Here is a 16896-nt window from a genome sequence, read left to right as displayed (position 1 = left end):
GCAATGTATCGGGCGGAAATGGCTTACGCCGTCGACGTCGGACGCGGACGGCGCCAACCTACGGTCCGGTGTTGACGATGCTCACATCCTTGCCTAGCGTGATGTAAGCACCGCCCACAGTGCGGTCGTCGCTGTCGTCCCACCTCCCCGAGGAGCCCGCATGACGTCCGTCCTCATGGTCCTGTCCGCTGCACACGTGTGGACGCTGCGGGACGGCACGCTGCACCCGACCGGGGTGTGGGCCGAGGAGTTCGTGGTGCCCTACGAGCTCTTCACCGAGTCCGGCTTCGACGTCACGGTCGCGACGCCGGGCGGCCGCCAGCCGGTGATCGACAAGCTCAGCCTCGGCATCTCCGGCGGGCTGCCCGCCAAGACCAAGAGGATCGGTGCCGAGGCCAAGCGCCTGGCGCCGGTGCTGGAGCACCCGGCCAACCTCTCCGACGTCGACCAGGCCGACTACGACCTAGTCTTCTACTCCGGTGGCCACGGTCCGATGGAGGACCTCGCGGTCGACGAGACGTCCGGCGCGCTGCTCACGGCGCGGCTCGCCTCGGGTCGCCCGCTCGCACTGCTCTGTCACGCGCCCGCGGCATCGCTCGCCGCCCGCAACCCCGACGGCTCCTGGCCGTTCGCGGGCTACCGGATGACCGGGCTGTCCAACCGCGAAGAACGGCTGAATCCCTTTGCCTGGAAAGCGAAGTGGCTCCTTGAGGACCGGCTGAAGGAGTCCGGTGCGGACTACTCCAAGGGCTTCCCCCTGCGACCGCACATCGTGGTCGACCGCAACCTCTACACCGGCCAGAACCCCCAATCCTCGGAGCAGCTGGCGAAGCAAATCATCGCCGGACTGACCGAGACGCAGCACCCATCCCGTCAGAGCAGTCCGACCCTACAAGGAGTGACAATGTCCGAGCTTCCCCCTCCGATCACCCCCTACCTCGAGCCCGAGGCCAAGGAACTGGCCGACGCGACCGATCCGCACCCCCGCATCTACGAGGTGCCGCCGGAGGAGGGCCGCAAGATCCTCTCCGACCTGCAGAGCGGTGAGGGCGTCGAGCGCCCCGACGTCGACGAGCAGTGGGTCGACGTCGACGCCGGCGAGTGGGGCACCGTCCGCACCCGCATCGTCCGGGCCAAGGGCGTCACCGGGGACCTGCCCGGCCTGTTCTACATCCACGGCGCGGGCTGGGTGTTCGGCGACGAGCACACCCACGACCGCCTCTTCCGCGAGCTCACCGTCGGCGCCGGCGCGGTCGGCATCTTCCCGGTCTACGACCGCGCCCCGGAGAAGGGCTACCCAACCCAGGTCGAGCAGAACTACGCGGTCGGTCAGTGGGTCGCGGAGCACGGTGCGGAGTACGGCATCGACACCTCGCGCCTCGCGGTCACCGGTGAGTCGGTCGGCGGATGTATGTCGGCAGTCTTCGCCCTGATGAACAAGGACCGCGGCGGCCTCGACCTCAAGGCGGAGGCGCTGCTCTACCCGGTGACCAACGCCGACTTCGACACCCCGTCATACCTGCAGTTCGCGGAGGGCTACTACCTCACCCGCGACGGCATGAAGTGGTTCTGGGACGCCTACACCACCGACCCGGAGAAGCGGAAGGAGAAGTACGCCGCTCCCCTGCAGGCTTCGCTCGACGAATTGCGTGGTCTGCCAAGGACTCTCGTGATCACTGACGAGGCCGACGTGCTGCGCGACGAGGGCGAGCAGTATGCCAACAAGCTGCGCGAAGCGGGCGTCGACGTCACCTCGATGCGCGTCGCCGGCATGGTGCACGACTTCCTGCTGCTGGACAGCCTGCGCGACACCAAGGCCGCCAACCTGGCCCGTCAGGTCGCGATCGACTTCCTGCACGACGCGCTCAACGGCAACTGACCGCCGGGATGACCGACGGGATGACTGCCTCCCACCGAGTCTGACGGCCGCATTCACGTCTGACGGTCGCATTCGACCGTCAGACGTGAATCGGACCGTCAGGGTGCGACGACGCACCAATGTTGACACTGATTACATTGCGAGTATGCTCGATGTAATCAGTGAAAACATGTAAGGAGTTGAGCAGCGATGGACACCGTCGACGTCACCCTTGGCACCCACACCGTTCCGGTGCCGAAGGGCGGGTACTACGACCGTTTCCGGATGAATTCCGACCTCGACGAGGTCGCGCGTGATCCGCGTGTCAGTGACGTGAGCTTCTTCCGGAGCATCCCCAAGACCGTGGTGGAGTCGCCGATCGGCACCACGCTCACGCCCAACTTCTACTACCGCAACTCCACCGCGCGCCTCACCTACCTGGCCAAGACCGGCGCGATCCGCTCGCGCCTCCCCCGCGAGCTGGACCCGCTCGAGGTGGCGCCCGGCATCGGCCTCGCCTTCGTGATGTTCTTCCGTTACGACGTCGCCGACATCGACTTCTACACCGAGGCGGCCGTCGGTGCCGCGGTGCGTCCGGCGCGGCACGGTCACGTCGGATTTGCCGACCTGGCAACGGCTTTGGGCAACAACCACCTCTACGCGTATGTGATGTCACTACCGGTGAACACCCAGATCGCGCAGGTGCGCGGCCACGACGGATACGGCTTCCCCAAGTGGGTCACCGAGCTCGACGTCGACATCGACGCCGCACGCACCTCCGCGCGGGTGGCGAACGACACCGGCGGCACCGACATCGCGCTGACGGCGCGCACCCCGAAGCAGAAGCACTACCCCAGCGGGAGCAAGGTCGGATCGCTCACGTCCTACACCCAGATCGGCGACGACTGGTTCTCGACGCTGAGCCAGACCAACGTGCTCGCCTCCGGCGTGCAACTCCTTCCGCGGAAGGTCGACGTCGAGCTCGGCAACGGCCGCGTGTCGGACGACCTGCGGTCGCTGGAGACCATCCGGCCGTTGCAGTTCGAGGTGGCGACCGAGGTGCAGATCGCGCTGCACCTGCCCGCACCGATCTCGGTGGCGACGCGCTCATGAGTGCGACCATCACGACGAAAACAGCTCTTGGATCAGTGAATCCGACGCGTCTGGACTCCCTGGTGGCACGAGTGGAGACCGTCGGCGAACGGCCCGCTCTCGTCGTCAGCAACGCCATGACCGGCGATGATCTCGGGCAGGTGCCGCGGTGCACCCCCGATGACGTCGCAGCGGCGGCCTCGCGAGCGCGCGCCGTCCAACCCGCCTGGGCCGCAATGTCGTTCGAGCATCGCGCCGCCATCATGCTGCGCTTCCACGACCTGGTGCTGAAGCGGCAGAACGAGGTGCTCGACCTGATCCAGCTGGAGAACGGCAAGGCTCGCCGGCACGCGTTCGAGGAGATCATGGACGTCTCCCTCAACGCGCGCTACTACGCGCATACCGCCGCCGACTACCTGCAGCCGAAGCGCCGTCAGGGCGTGCAGCTCGCGCTGACCAAGGTCACCGAGCTGCGCCACCCGAAGGGTCTGGTCGGGGTGATCTCGCCCTGGAACTACCCGCTCACCCTCGGCATCAGCGACGCTCTCCCGGCGATCATGGCCGGCAACGCCGTGCTCACCAAGCCCGACCAGCAAACGCCCTTTGCCGCACTCTGGGCGGTCGAATTGCTCGAGGAGGCAGGGCTTCCCGCCGGTCTGGTGCAGGTGGTCACCGGCTCCGGGGCCGAGCTCGGCAGCGCGATCATCGAGCAGTCGGACTTCTTGATGTTCACCGGCTCGACCGCCGTCGGCCGCACCGTCGCCGGCCAGGCGGGCGAGCGGCTCATCGACTGCTCCATGGAGCTGGGCGGCAAGAACGCCCTGCTCGTGCTGGACGACGCCGATGTCGACAACGCCGTGGCCGGCGCCGTGCGCGCATGCTTCTCCAACACCGGCCAGCTGTGCATCTCGATCGAGCGCATCTATCTGCCGGCGACGCTGTGGGAGGAGTTCACCGCGAAGTTCGCGCAGGCGGCCCGCGCGCTGACGCTTTCCCCGGCGCTCGACTACTCGGGCGACATCGGCTCGCTGATCTCCGCCAAGCAGTTCGGCACGGTGACCGACCATGTCCAGGACGCCAAGGACAAGGGCGCGACCGTGCTCGCCGGTGGCCGCCCACGGCCCGACCTCGGCCCGCACTTCTACGAGCCGACCATCCTCACCGACGTCACCGAAGAGATGACGGTGTTCGCGCACGAGACCTTCGGGCCGGTCGTCTCGCTCTACCGGGTCGCGACCGAGGAGGAAGCGATCGCCCGGGCCAACGACAGCGAGTACGGCCTGAATTTCAGTGTGTGGACGTCGGATCCGGAGCGCGGACGGTCGGTGGCCGCCCGGCTGCAGGCCGGCACGGTCAACGTCAACGACGCGTATGCCGCGACGTGGGGCTCGATCGACGCGCCGATGGGCGGGATGAAGGCCTCCGGCATCGGCAGTCGCCACGGCGAGCACGGCATCACCAAGTACACCGACGCCCAGACGATCGCGGTCGAACGCGTCCTGCCCGTCGGCGCACCCGACGGAGTCAGTCCGGCGCTCTACGCGCGGGTCGTCACGGCGGCCTTCCGCCTGCTGCGACGCGTGCCCGGCGTCAAATGAGCGCCGGCCCGATCCACCACACCTCACGACCACGAAGGAAACTCATGCAAGCGATAACTGTCGACGACAAGACCCAGGACCTGCGCCTGACCGAGGTGCCGACTCCCGAGCCCGGCCCGGACGAGGTGCTGGTCAAGGTGCAGGCCGCCGGCATCAACCGGGCCGACCTGATGCAACGGCTGGGGCTCTACCCGCCGCCTGCGGGCATCACCGACATCATGGGCCTGGAGATCGCCGGCACCATCGCGAAGGTCGGTGCCGACGTGACCGGCTGGTCGGTCGGCGACCCGGTCTGCGCACTCCTCGCCGGTGGCGGATATGCCCAGTTCGCAGTCGTGCCCGTCGGTCAGCTCCTCCCGATCCCCGACGGCGTCTCGGTCGTCGACGCGGCCGCGCTGCCCGAGGTCGCGAGCACCGTCTGGTCCAACCTCGTGGTCGAGGCCGGCCTGCGCGCGGGTGAGACGTTGCTCGTGCACGGCGGTGGCGGCGGGATCGGGACCCACGCCATACAGGTGGCGAAGGCGTTGGGCGCGAAGGTCGCGGTGACCGTGGGCTCGGAGGACAAGGCGCAGCGCTGTCGCGAGCTGGGCGCGGACATCGTGATCAACTACCGCGAGCAGGACTTCGCCGAGGAGCTGGCCGGGCAGGTCGACGTCATCCTGGACATCATGGCGGCGAGCTACCTCGGCCCCAACGTGAAGGCTCTCGCGCCGGGCGGCCGGCTGGTGATCATCGGCATGCAGGGCGGTCTGGTCGGCGAGCTCAACATCGCCGAACTCATCGGCAAGCGCGCCCGTGTCATCGGCACCAACGTGCGCAACCGGCCGACCACTGGTCCCGGCTCGAAGGCGGAGATCGTCGAGGCGGTCTGCGAGGGCGAATGGCCTTTGATCGCAGACGGATCCGTGCGTCCGGTCATCTCGGCGAAGTTGCCGCTGCGCGACGCCGCCGAGGGTCAGGCGCTGCTCGACTCGGCGGGTTCGGTCGGCAAGGTGCTCCTCCTGCCGGACGACAACTGACAACGCCGACAAGGCTGGCCGGACTGGCCGGACTGGCCGGCCGGGCCGGTCACCTCGACCGGGCCTCCTGCATGGCGACCACGGTCTGCCGGATGCGCGCGGCGACCTCCTTGCGCGACGACGCGTCGAGCTTGCCGTCGAGGTAGAGGAAGGCCAGCCCGTGCACGAGGGCCCACATGCCGGTGGCGGTGGCGGACGGGTCGTCGGTCTCGACCACCCGGCCGACCGCCTCCCGCAGGTAGGCGTGGATCGCGTCGACCGCGGCCACCCGATCGGGGCTGGTGCGATCGCAGCCCTCGGCGAACATCACCCGGAACAGCCCCGGCCGGTCGAGCGCGAACTCGACATACGCCACGGCGAGATCGGCCAGGTCGGCGGTCGACGCGGGCTGCGGGTGCCGGGCGGCGAGCCCGGCCATCAGCTCCTGGTAGCCCACGGCCGCCACCGCCGACAGCAGCGAGATGCGGTCGGGGAAATGCCGGTATGGCGCGGCGCTCGACACCCCCGCCTTGCGCGCCACGGCACGCAACGAGAGTTCGACCTCGCCGTCCTCGTCGAGCATCTCCACGGCCGTCCGCACCAGCGTCGCGGGCAGGTCGCCGTGGTGGTAGCTCGCCTGCTGCTTGTCCACCATTTCTCCAGCATACAGCCTATGTATGCGATGCTTACATAACACGTGTCACTGACGCCCCCTCAGCGGTGCGCCCCGGGTCGCGCCCGAGGAAGTGATCGGCCTGTCGCCCAGCCTCGATGCACCGCCGCGGTGAAGGCGCTCAGCCGTCCCGGCGCTCGCGGATCGGCAGGTCCTTGCCGAGGCGGCGTTCGGGCGGGACCTGCAGGTCGTCGCAGATCGCCTCCCACACCTGGCGCGGCTTGACCCCGTCGGCCAGCGCCTCGTCCGGGGTGCGGTCGCCGAGCGCCTGCAGCACGTGGGTGCTGCCGAGCACGCCGGCGTATGCCGAGCCGAACTCGTCGGCCATCAGGCGCCGGTATTCGGAAAGCTTCACCTCGCCAGCGTAGGCGGCGTGGGCTGGGGCGCTCGCATCGCGCCCGCGCACAACCCGCAACCATCCGCGTGCACAGCCCGCAACCGTCGCGACTTGTGCACGCCCCAGCCCGGTTCCGCGTGCATACCCCGCGACCGTCGCGACTTCTGCACGCCCCAGCCCCGGCCGTCATACGGGATGGAGCGGCTGTCGGTGCTCGGTGCGAAGCTAGTGCTACATGCCCGATGACGTCCTGCAGCGCTTCTCCCCTGCCACCCGCGCGTGGTTCGAGGGGTCCTTCAGCGCGCCCACGGCCGCCCAGGACGGCGCCTGGCGCGCGATCAGCAGCGGCGAGCACACGCTGGTGGTGGCGCCCACCGGTTCGGGCAAGACGCTGTCGGCGTTCCTCTGGGCGATCGACTCCATGGCCCGCGAGCCGGTGCCCGACGACCCGATGAAGCGCTGCCGGGTGCTCTACATCTCACCGATGAAGGCGCTCGCCGTCGACGTCGAACGCAACCTGCGCTCGCCGCTCGTCGGCATCGGGCACGCGGCGCAGCGACTCGACCTGCCCGCGCCCGACGTGAGTGTCGCGGTGCGGTCCGGCGACACCCCGGCCGCCGACCGCCGGAGCTTCGCCCGCCGGCCGAGCAACGTGCTGATCACCACCCCGGAGTCGCTCTTCCTGCTCCTCACCTCCGCAGGCCGCGAGGCGCTCGCCGGCGTCGAGACGGTCATCGTCGACGAGGTACACGCGGTCGCCGGCACCAAACGCGGCGCGCACCTGGCGCTCTCCCTCGAGCGGCTCGACGCGATCCTGCCCAAGCCTGCGCAGCGCATCGGGCTGTCGGCCACCGTCCGCCCGGTCGAGGAGGTCGCCCGGTTCCTCGCCGGTGGCCGCCCGGTCACCACCGTGCAGCCACGGGCCGACAAGTCGTGGCAGCTCGACGTCGTGGTCCCAGTGCCGGACCTGACCGAGCTCGGCCGGGTCACCGACGATCTCACCGGACCGGCGGCCGGCCCGGTCGAGCGGTCGTCGATCTGGCCGCACGTCGAGGAACGCATCGTCGACCTCATCGCCGAGCACCGCTCGACGATCGTCTTCGCCAACTCGCGCCGGCTCGCCGAGCGACTCACCGCCCGGCTCAACGAGATCTGGGCCGACCGGCAGCAGCTCGACGCGCCTCCCACCGACGCAGCAACCAGCACCGCGCCACCCGCCCAACTCATGGGACAGGCCGGCCAATCCGGTGGCGCACCAGCGGTATTGGCCCGAGCGCACCACGGCTCGGTCAGCAAGGACCAGCGCGCCGACATCGAGGATGCACTGAAGTCGGGCCGCCTTCCGGCGGTCGTGGCCACCAGCTCACTCGAGCTCGGCATCGACATGGGAGCGGTCGACCTCGTCATCCAGGTCGAGTCGCCGCCGAGTGTCGCGAGCGGACTGCAGCGCGTCGGCCGCGCCGGTCACCAGGTCGGTGCGGTGTCGCACGGTGTGCTCTTCCCGAAGTTCCGCGGGGACCTGGTGCAGACCTCCGTCGTGGTCGACCGCATGCGCTCGGGTTTGATCGAATCCCTTGCGGTGCCGAGCAATCCGGTCGACGTGCTGGCGCAGCACGTCGTCGCGATGTGCGCCATGGACGACTGGACGGTCGACGACCTGCAGCAACTCGTGCAGCGCACGGCGTCGTTCGCCAGCCTGCCCCGCACCGTGCTGGAGTCGGTGCTCGACATGCTCGCCGGCCGCTACCCGTCCGACGAGTTCGCCGAGCTGCGGCCGCGCATCGTGTGGGACCGCATCACCGACACGCTCACCGGCCGCCGCGGCGCGCAACGACTCGCGGTGACCAGCGGTGGCACCATCCCCGACCGTGGGCTGTATGGCGTGTTCCTCGCATCCGGTGAAGGGCCCGGCCGCCGCGTCGGCGAACTCGACGAGGAGATGGTCTACGAGTCGCGCGTCGGCGACATCTTCACACTGGGCACGAGCAGCTGGCGCATCGAGGACATCACCCACGACCAGGTGCTGGTCTCCCCGGCGCCCGGGCAACCCGGCCGGCTGCCGTTCTGGCGCGGCGACTCCCCCGGCCGCCCGGTCGAATTGGGCTCTGCCGTAGGCGCTTTCGTGCGCGAGCTGGTCGCCGCCGAGGAAGACGCCGCCCACGCCCGCGTGCGCGCGACCGGCCTCGACGAGTGGGCGGCGGACAACCTGCTCGCCTATCTGCGCGAGCAGCGCGAGGCGACCGGTCAGGTGCCGCACGACAAGGCGATCGTGGTCGAACGCTTCCGCGACGAACTCGGCGACTGGCGGGTCGTCGTCCATTCGTCGTACGGCGCGCCGGTGCACGCACCCTGGGCGCTCGCCATCGCGGCCCGCATGCGCGAGAAGTTCGGCGTCGACGTGCAGGCGATGCACGGTGACGACGGCATCGTGCTTCGGCTACCCGATCTCGGCGACGGAGACCTCGCGCAGTCGCCGGACCTGCTGGACCAGGTGCTGGTCGACGCCGACGAGGTCACCGAGATCGTCACCGCCGAGATCGGCGGATCTGCTTTGTTCGCATCGCGATTCCGCGAATGCGCGGCCCGCGCGCTGCTGCTGCCACGCCGCAACCCGGGTCGCCGGCAGGCGCTCTGGCAGCAGCGCCAGAGGTCGGCGCAACTGCTCGAGGTCGCCTCGCGCTACCCGTCGTTCCCGATCGTGCTCGAAGCGGTGCGCGAGTGTCTGCAGGACGTCTTCGACGTGCCCGGGCTGACCCAGCTCATGCGGGACGTCGCGGCGCGTCGCATCCGGGTGGTGCAGGTCGACACCGACTCACCGTCGCCCTTCGCGACCAGCCTGCTCTTCGGGTATGTCGCACAGTTCCTCTACGAGGGCGACTCCCCGCTCGCCGAGCGTCGCGCTGCCGCGCTGTCCCTCGACCCCTCTCTCCTGGCCGACCTCCTCGGCACTGGGGAAGGCGCCTCCCTGCGCGAACTCCTTGACGCCCAAGTGATTTCGCAGACCGAAGCCGGGCTGCAGCGGCTCACCGAAGAACGGCAGGCGCGCGACGCCGAGGACGTCGCCGACCTGGTGCGGGTGCTCGGCCCACTCACCCTCGAGCAGGTCACCGACCGCACGCGGGAGGAGGTGCGGAGCCAGGTGTCCGGCTGGCTCGGTCAACTCGTGGAGGCCCGGCGGCTGATCGAGCTGCGCTGGGACGACGCCATCCGCTACGCCGCGGTCGAGGACGCCGCCCGCCTGCGCGACGCCCTCGGAGTCGCGGTGCCGCCCGGTGTGCCGGCAGCCTTCCTCGAGCCCGCCGACGACCCGCTCGGCGACCTGGTCGCGCGCCATGCGCGCACCCACGGCCCGTTCCCCGACGTCGCCGCCGCCCGCGCCCTCGGGGTCGGTCGCGCGGTCGCGCACGACACGCTCCGCCGTCTGGTCGCGGCCGGCCGCCTGGTGGAGGGCGAGTTCCTGCCCGCCGAACTCGGCGGCGGCGTCCACGGCATCGACTACTGCGACCCCGAGGTGCTGCGCACGATCAAGCGCCGCTCCCTGGCGTCGCTGCGCGCCGAGGTCGAGCCGGTGCCACCGCGCGATCTGGTGGCATTCCTCCCCCAGTGGCAGGGCGTCGGCGGCAAACTGCGCGGGATCGACGGATTGCTGCGCGCCGTCGAGCAACTGGCCGGGGCGCGGGTGCCGGCCAGCGCCCTGGAGTCGCTGGTGCTGCCGACGCGGGTCGCGTCATACAGCCCCGGGATGCTGGACGAACTCATGGCGAGCGGTGAGGTCGTCTGGCAGGGGCACGCCGCCCTGCCCGGCGACGACGGTTGGGTGTCGCTGCACGTCGCCGACACCGCGCCGCTGACACTCGCCCCTCCGGACGAGACCGTCGACCTCACCCCGCTGCACCGCGACCTGCTGACCGCTCTCGACGGCGGTGGCGCCTACTTCTTCCGTGCCCTCAGCGACGCGGTGCACGCCGGTGGCGAACGCGTCGCCGACGACGAAATGCTCTCTGCGCTCTGGGATCTCGTCTGGTCGGGCCGGGTCAGCGGCGACACCTTCGGGCCGGTGCGCGCCCTGCTCGCCGGTGGCCGCACCGCCCACAAGACCCGATCAGCCGGTCCGCGGCAGTCTCGACACGGGCGCCCCGGGATCGGTGGCCTGGGTCGATCCGCCCGCCCGGCGATGCCCTCCCGCAACGGGCCACCCACTGCGACGGGGCGCTGGGCGCTGCTGCCGGTGGTCGAAAGTGACGTCACCGCAAGGGCTTTCGCCCAGGCGGAGGTGCTGCTCGACCGGCACGGCATCGTCACGCGCGGCGCCGTGCAGGCCGAGGGTGTGCCCGGCGGCTTCGCCGGCGTCTACCGAGTGCTCGCCGCTGCGGAGGAGTCCGGCCGCGTGCGGCGCGGCTACTTCGTGGAGGGTCTCGGCGCGGCACAGTTCGGCGGCGCGGGCGCCGTCGACCGGCTGCGCGCCAGCGGCAAAGCCATTGCCACACCGCGCAATCCGTGGGACGTGCCGCCGCCCGAGACGCTCGACGCGGTGGTGCTCGCCGCGGCCGACCCGGCAAACCCGTTCGGCGCGGCACTGCCCTGGCCGGTCCGCCCGGACGACCAGCAACACCGCCCCGGCCGCCGCGCGGGCGCGATGGTCGTGCTCGTCGACGGCGCGCTCGTCCTCTACGTCGAGCGAGGCGGCAAGACCGTGCTGACCTTCGACGACGATCCGGTGACGCTCGACGCCGCCGCCCGCGCACTGGCTGCGGCGGTGACCGGCACGTCCGCTGCGCGGGGTGCACCGGCGCTGCGCGGTCTCACCGTGGAGACCGTGAACGGTTCCCCGGCGCTTCGGTCGGACCATCCACTGCTGAAGTCGTTGTCCGACAACGGTTTTCACCCGACCACCCGAGGCCTGCGCCTCCGTCGCTAAACGTCCCCGCCGAACGTTCCCTGAACGCTCGGCTGTCAGCCTCCAGGCCGCCCTGGCCGATCAGGCCGGTGTCGCGTCCCGCACCGCGCGGTCCGAGGCCTCCAGTTCGCGCACCAACGGGATCACCTGCGTGCCGAAGCGCTCGACCTCCTCGCGCACGTGCAGGAAACCGAGCAGCAGCAGGTCGACGCCGACCCGCTTGTAGTCCACGATGCGCTGGGCGACCTGTTCGGCCGTGCCCACGAGACCGGTCTTGAATCCGTCGTTGTACTGCACCAGGTCCGAGAAGTCCGAGCCCGCCCACATGCCCTTGCCGTCCGCAGTGGCCCTGCCGGCAGCCTTCACCGCCTCGCCGAAGTCGCGCACCTTGTCCGCGTCGGCGTGGTCGATGATGTCCTGCACCACCTGGCGCGCCTCCTCCTCGGTGTCGCGCACCACGGCGAAACCGTTGAGCCCGAAACGAGGCCGACGGCCGAATTCGCGCCCGTAGCTCTCGACTTCGCGGACCTGCTCGGCGATCGCGTCGACCGTGCCACCGTTCATGAAGTACCAGTCCGACAGCCGGCCGCCCATGCGCCGGGCCGAGGTGGAGTTGCCACCCTGGAAGACCTCCGGAGGCACCGGCGGCTGCGGGCGGAAGGTCAGATCCCGGGTGCGGTAGAAGTCGCCGCGGAAGGTGAGGTCGTCGGTGGTCCAGGCGCCCTTGAGCACCTCGATGAACTCCTCCGACCGGCGGTAGCGCTCCTCGTGGTCCAGCCACGGCTCGCCGAGATTGGTGAATTCCTTTTTGAACCAACCGGATACGACGTTGAGCGCAAAGCGATTGCCACTCCACTCCTGAGCGGTGGCGGCGAGCTTGGCCAGCACGGCCGGCTGCCAGAAACCGGGGTGGACCGCCGCGATGACCTTGAGGCGCTCGGTGTGCGCCAGCAGGAGCTGGGAGAACGACGTCGATTCGTGCTGCGCGTCGGCGCCGTACGACGCGAGGTAACGCACCTGCGTCAGGGCGTATTCGAAGCCGTGCTCCTCGGCAGCCTTCGCCAGGTCGATGTTGTATGCCGGGCTGTGGCTGGTGCGTTGCGGCAGTTTGCTGATCACCAGGCCGCCGGAGACGTTGGGCACCCAGTAGGCGAACTTCAGGTCACTCATCTGCTGGCCTCCTCGGCCGGTAGGGCGGTCGGGACGAAGTGGTAGGCACCGCGGTGGTGCAGGAGCGGCCGGCCGCCCGAGGCGACCTGCGACTCCACCTCGGCCAGCACCACGAGACTGTCGCCGGCGTCGACGAGCGACACGACGCGCGCGCCGAGCCGGCATACCGAAGCACTGAGCGCGGGCAATCCGTCCGCATGCCAATGCCATTCGCGGTCCGGGGCAAAACGCTGCGCTCGGTCGCCGGCGAACCGGCGGGCGAGATGCTCCTGCTCCTCGCCCAGCAGGTGCAGGGCCACCCGGCCGGCCCGTTCGACGATCGGCCGGCTCGACGACGCCTTGCTCAGGTTGAACGACACCAGCGGCGGCGCGACCGACACCGACACCACCGAGATCGCGGTGAAACCGGCCGGCACCTCGTCCGCGGCACTGGTCACCACCCAGGTGCTGGAGACCGCGTCACGGAACGTGTCACGCAGGTCGGGGACTTCCTGCACCAGGCTCACCGGACACCTCCTCGATACCGAACAGAATGCCGTGAGGTTATCAATCACATAACGCGATGTAACCCCTGTCCGGATTGCAAGATCGAGGAGGCGGTCCGGTCAGCTCGACACGTCGCGCCGGCTCACCAGCAACGCACACGCACCGGCCGCGACCACGCCGTACACCGCCAGCCGCAGGGCGAGCGCGCCGCCACTCACCGCGGCGTTGTCGCCGGCGACGACATACTGCAGCAGCAGTCCGGGGAAGAAGTCCCGGCCGATCGAGAGGTTCTCGCCGAGCACGTGCTCGATCGGGCCGGCCCACAGGATCGCGGCGCCGAGGCCGATCGGCACCGAGCGGGTCGCGATGCCGACGAGCGTGCCGAGCAGGCCCCACCCGGTGACGAAGACCAGGACCCGCAGCATGTCCTCGCCGGCGGTGCGCAGCGACTGCGCGTCCAGCCAGCTGCTCGTGTCGACGCCCTGCCCCGGCCCCACGATGTATGCCGTGCCGAGCCCCGCCGCGAACAGCACCACGATGATGACCGCGCTGATCGCGATGCGCGCGACGAACGTCCCGGTCGCGAGCGACATGCGCCCGGGATGGTGCAGCAGCGATGCCCGCCAGGTGCCGCGCGAGAAGGCACCCGCGCTCATCCCGACGAAGACCGCGAGCAACAACACCGAGGTGAAGGCCACGGCAGCGGTCACCGCCAGCGTGCCGCCACCCGATTGCGACAGCGCGTCGATGCTGACACCGCCGCTGAATGACCGCTGCGGGGCGGTCGTGATCATCACCACCGTGAGCACGGCGGAGTAGAGAATCGTGAAAGGTATTGCAATCAGCCAGGTTCGGGGCCGGGCAAGCCGGGTCCATTCGGCGACGAAGGCGCGTTTCATGATCGACTTCCTGTTCCGACCAGGCCGAGCACCCGGTCCTCGAGTGATTCGGTGCGGTGGTGCAGCTCGACGAGGTTGACCCCTCCGTCGGCCGCGGTGCGGTTGAGGTCGCCGGCGAGCGCCGCCGGGTCGGAGGCGCCGACGGCGACGGCGAGTCCGGTGGCGGTGTGTTCGACGACGTGGCCGCCGCTGCGCAGCAACTGCACGAGGCGTTCCTCGTCGGCCGCCATCCGGCCGCGCAGCACGATGACCTCGTCGCGGGTGGCGGGCAGCCCGGCGAGCGTGCCCTGGTAGCGCAGGCCACCCTGGTCCAGCACGATCAGGTGGTCGCAGACGTGTTCCAGCTCGGCCAGCAGGTGTGAGGAGACGAGCACGGTGCGACCGCTGTCGGCGATGCGCCGCACCATCGCGCGGATGTCGCGCATGCCGGTCGGGTCGACGCCGTTGGTGGGTTCGTCCAGGATCACCAGCCGCGGATCGCCGAGCAACGCCGCGCCGATGCCGAGCCGCTGCTTCATGCCGAGCGAGTAGGAGCCGTAGGCATCGCTTTCTCGCCCGAGCAGACCCACCAGGTCGAGGATGCCGTCGATCTCGGACGGGTCGTGCCCGCCGAGCCGGCACAGGTGCACCAGGTTCTCCCGGCCGGACAGGTTGGGGTAGAACGCGGGCGACTCGATCAGCGCCCCGACCTGGGACATGTAGGCGGTGGGCTCCCGCAGATCGTGGGCGAGCACCGAGCCGCGCCCCTCGGTCGGGCGCACCAGCCCGAGGAGCATCGACATCACCGTGGTCTTCCCTGCGCCGTTGGGCCCGATCAGCCCGGTTACCGAACCTGCCGGAATGTGCAGGTCCACGTGATCGACCACGGTCCGCCGGCCATACCTCTTGGTCAGCCCGGTCACCGCGACCGCGTCCAGCTGCTCTTGCGTATCCATGACCGCAACGATCGCTTCGCGAACGGGTCGCGCACGTCGCCCGGGCGCGGAGATCGGCGTACGTCAGATGTTGAGCGGGTCAGTCGATCGCGGGCGGCTCGGCGAGGCCGTGCTGGTAGGCGATCACCACGAGCTGCGCACGGTCGCGCGCGTGCAGTTTGGTCATCGCCCGGCTGACGTGGGTGCGCACCGTGGCCTGACTGACGAACCACTGGGCGGCGATCTCGTCGTTGGACAGCCCCTGGCCGACCAGCGCCACCACGTCGCGCTCACGCTCGGTCAGGTGCTGCGCCAGCTGCGACTCCTGCACGGTCGGCTGCACCGAATGCGCTGTGCTGCTTGCAAATCGGTGGATCAGGCGGCGGGTGACGTTCGGGGACAGCAGCGCCTCGCCGTCGGCGATGACCCGCACCGCCCGGATCAGCTCGTCCGGTTCGGTGTGCTTGACGAGGAAGCCGCTGGCGCCGAATCGCAAGGCCTGGAAGACATATTCGTCCAGGTCGAAGGTGGTGAGTATGACGACCCGCACCCCCTCCAGCGCAGGGTCGCCGGTGATCTGCCGCGTCGCCTCGAGTCCGTCGCTGCCGGGCATCCGGATGTCCATCAACAGCACATCTGGGTGATGCTGACGGGCCGCGACGACCGCCTCGTCGCCCGTCGTCGCCTCCGCGACCACCTCGATGTCCGATTCGAGCGCCAGCAGCGCCGCGAAACCGCGACGCACCAGCGCCTGGTCATCGGCGACCACAACCCGGATCACACGCGCTCCCAACGTGCTTCGACGACGAAGCCCGGGCCGGACGGCCCATGCCGCAGTGTGCCACCGGTCGCGCGGACCCGCTCCGCCATACCGATCAGACCGTGACCGCCACCGGGCGGGTGCACCGACTCCCCCGGCGCCGGGCCGTCGTCGAGGGCGCTGACCTGCAACCCGCCACCGACGCCCTGCACGCGCAGCCGCACCCGCGAGCCGGGGGCGTAGCGCACCGCATTGGTCAGGCTCTCCTGCACCACCCGGTATGACGCAGCCTGCACGTCGTCGGGCAGCTCGGCACCGATCGACGACTCGACGTCGACGGTCAGCCCGGCCTCCCGCGCCCGGTCGACGAGCGCGTCGATGTCCGACAGGCAGTGTTGCGGACGGGTGGGGACGGCGCCCGGCTCGCGCAGCGACCGCACGATCGCGTTGAGCTCGGCCAAGGCGTCACGGCTGCTCATGCGGATCGCGCGGGCCGCTTCGGCGGCGTCGTCCGGTGCGGTCACCGCCACCCGCTCGGCGAGCGCGGCCTGCACGTTGATCGCCGTGAGGGCGTGCGCGACGCTGTCGTGCAGGTCCCGCGCAAGCTCCAGCTGCTGCTCGACCTCGGCCCGCTTTCGCTGTTGTTGCAACGCAATTCGACGTTCGGCAGCTTGCTCCAGCCGGGTCCGGATCAGGTCGGCGAGCAGGATCGCCACCACGCTCCAGCCGACCACCATCGCCGCCCGGAACCACTCGCCGTCATCGGTCAGCAACGCGCACAGGGCCACGACCAGCATCACCGCGGGGCTCAGCCAGGGACGGGGACGGCGCTGCGCACTCAGCCCGAAGACGAACAGTCCGAGCGGACCCAGCACGTAGATCGGGCCATTGGGATAGTGCATCAGCAGATAGACGAAGATCGCGCCGCTCGGCACCAGCAGCGCCGCGATCGGCCGCCAGTGATGCGCGAGCACGCCTGCCACCGCGACGCTCCCGAGCGCCACCCCGAACGCGTCGAGCGGCCGCTCACCGGGCCGCGTGGACAGGTGCCAGGCGGACCCGACGACGGCGACCCCGACGAAGAGCGCGACGGCGTCGACGGCGTGCCGCTGCCACCACGGACGCCGCATCGAGTCGGCCGGCACGGAAGTCATGCCGGCCAGACTACGAAGCGGTCGGTGCCCGGCGCGTCATACGAGTGTTGAGATGATCGG

At 70.2% G+C, this 16896-nt stretch carries 13 protein-coding genes; 5 read left to right on the top strand and 8 right to left on the bottom strand.

The window, feature by feature from the left end; translation table 11 throughout:
- Nucleotides 1-160 precede the first annotated feature (160 nt).
- The 4 genes from HJ588_RS19975 (at nucleotide 161) to HJ588_RS09670 (ending at nucleotide 5567) form a co-directional block, all read left to right on the top strand.
- Nucleotides 161-1879, top strand: a complete 1719-nt coding sequence (locus tag HJ588_RS19975) for an alpha/beta hydrolase fold domain-containing protein (protein ID WP_343036653.1) — start codon at nucleotides 161-163, stop codon at nucleotides 1877-1879.
- Nucleotides 1880-2068: 189 nt separating this feature from the next.
- Nucleotides 2069-2971 (top strand): acetoacetate decarboxylase family protein, encoded by a 903-nt coding sequence (locus HJ588_RS09680; RefSeq protein WP_171154383.1) that lies wholly within the window; start codon nucleotides 2069-2071, stop codon nucleotides 2969-2971.
- Entirely contained in the window at nucleotides 2968-4548 is a 1581-nt protein-coding gene (locus HJ588_RS09675) for a succinic semialdehyde dehydrogenase (protein ID WP_171154381.1), read from the top strand. Before HJ588_RS09680 ends, HJ588_RS09675 begins: the two co-directional genes overlap by 4 nt.
- A gap of 44 nt (nucleotides 4549-4592) precedes the next feature.
- Nucleotides 4593-5567, top strand: a complete 975-nt coding sequence (locus HJ588_RS09670; RefSeq protein ID WP_171154379.1) for an NAD(P)H-quinone oxidoreductase — start codon at nucleotides 4593-4595, stop codon at nucleotides 5565-5567.
- Between the two features lie 49 nt (nucleotides 5568-5616).
- On the opposite strand, the gene HJ588_RS09665 is transcribed toward HJ588_RS09670, so the two are convergent.
- Together HJ588_RS09665 and HJ588_RS09660 are read right to left on the bottom strand one after the other, a co-directional pair.
- Entirely contained in the window at nucleotides 5617-6201 is a 585-nt protein-coding gene (locus HJ588_RS09665) for a TetR/AcrR family transcriptional regulator (RefSeq protein ID WP_171154377.1), read from the bottom strand.
- Between the two features lie 139 nt (nucleotides 6202-6340).
- A complete protein-coding gene (locus HJ588_RS09660) occupies nucleotides 6341-6574 on the bottom strand; it encodes a DUF3046 domain-containing protein (protein ID WP_171154375.1) in 234 nt (77 codons plus the stop codon).
- 217 nt (nucleotides 6575-6791) lie between these two features.
- Between HJ588_RS09660 and HJ588_RS09655 the strand changes: the two genes are divergently transcribed.
- Entirely contained in the window at nucleotides 6792-11474 is a 4683-nt protein-coding gene (locus tag HJ588_RS09655) for an ATP-dependent helicase (RefSeq protein WP_171154373.1), read from the top strand.
- 60 nt (nucleotides 11475-11534) lie between these two features.
- On the opposite strand, the gene sfnG is transcribed toward HJ588_RS09655, so the two are convergent.
- The 6 genes from sfnG to HJ588_RS09630 all read right to left on the bottom strand — a co-directional run bounded on the left by sfnG (nucleotide 11535) and on the right by HJ588_RS09630 (nucleotide 16836).
- Nucleotides 11535-12623 (bottom strand): dimethylsulfone monooxygenase SfnG, encoded by a 1089-nt coding sequence (gene sfnG, locus HJ588_RS09650; RefSeq protein WP_212755379.1) that lies wholly within the window; start codon nucleotides 12621-12623, stop codon nucleotides 11535-11537.
- Nucleotides 12620-13129 carry a flavin reductase family protein gene (locus HJ588_RS18990; protein WP_212755376.1) on the bottom strand — a complete coding sequence of 170 codons (510 nt, stop codon included), beginning with the start codon at nucleotides 13127-13129 and terminating at the stop codon, nucleotides 12620-12622. Before HJ588_RS18990 ends, sfnG begins: the two co-directional genes overlap by 4 nt.
- Nucleotides 13130-13228: 99 nt before the next feature.
- Complete coding sequence (locus HJ588_RS09645; protein ID WP_171154368.1) at nucleotides 13229-14008, bottom strand: hypothetical protein; 780 nt, start codon at nucleotides 14006-14008, stop codon at nucleotides 13229-13231.
- Complete coding sequence (locus tag HJ588_RS09640; RefSeq protein ID WP_171154366.1) at nucleotides 14005-14943, bottom strand: ABC transporter ATP-binding protein; 939 nt, start codon at nucleotides 14941-14943, stop codon at nucleotides 14005-14007. The genes HJ588_RS09645 and HJ588_RS09640 overlap by 4 nt, the downstream gene beginning before the upstream one ends.
- Before the next feature lie 79 nt (nucleotides 14944-15022).
- Nucleotides 15023-15703 carry a response regulator gene (locus tag HJ588_RS09635; protein WP_171154364.1) on the bottom strand — a complete coding sequence of 227 codons (681 nt, stop codon included), beginning with the start codon at nucleotides 15701-15703 and terminating at the stop codon, nucleotides 15023-15025.
- Nucleotides 15700-16836 carry a sensor histidine kinase gene (locus HJ588_RS09630; RefSeq protein WP_171154362.1) on the bottom strand — a complete coding sequence of 379 codons (1137 nt, stop codon included), beginning with the start codon at nucleotides 16834-16836 and terminating at the stop codon, nucleotides 15700-15702. The genes HJ588_RS09635 and HJ588_RS09630 overlap by 4 nt, the downstream gene beginning before the upstream one ends.
- Between the last annotated feature and the right edge of the window lie 60 nt (nucleotides 16837-16896).

It is taken from the genome of Flexivirga aerilata, assembly GCF_013002715.1.
GTDB lineage: Bacteria > Actinomycetota > Actinomycetes > Actinomycetales > Dermatophilaceae > Flexivirga > Flexivirga aerilata.
Note: the sequence above shows the minus strand (reverse complement) of the source record. Positions and strands in the feature narration are given on the sequence as shown.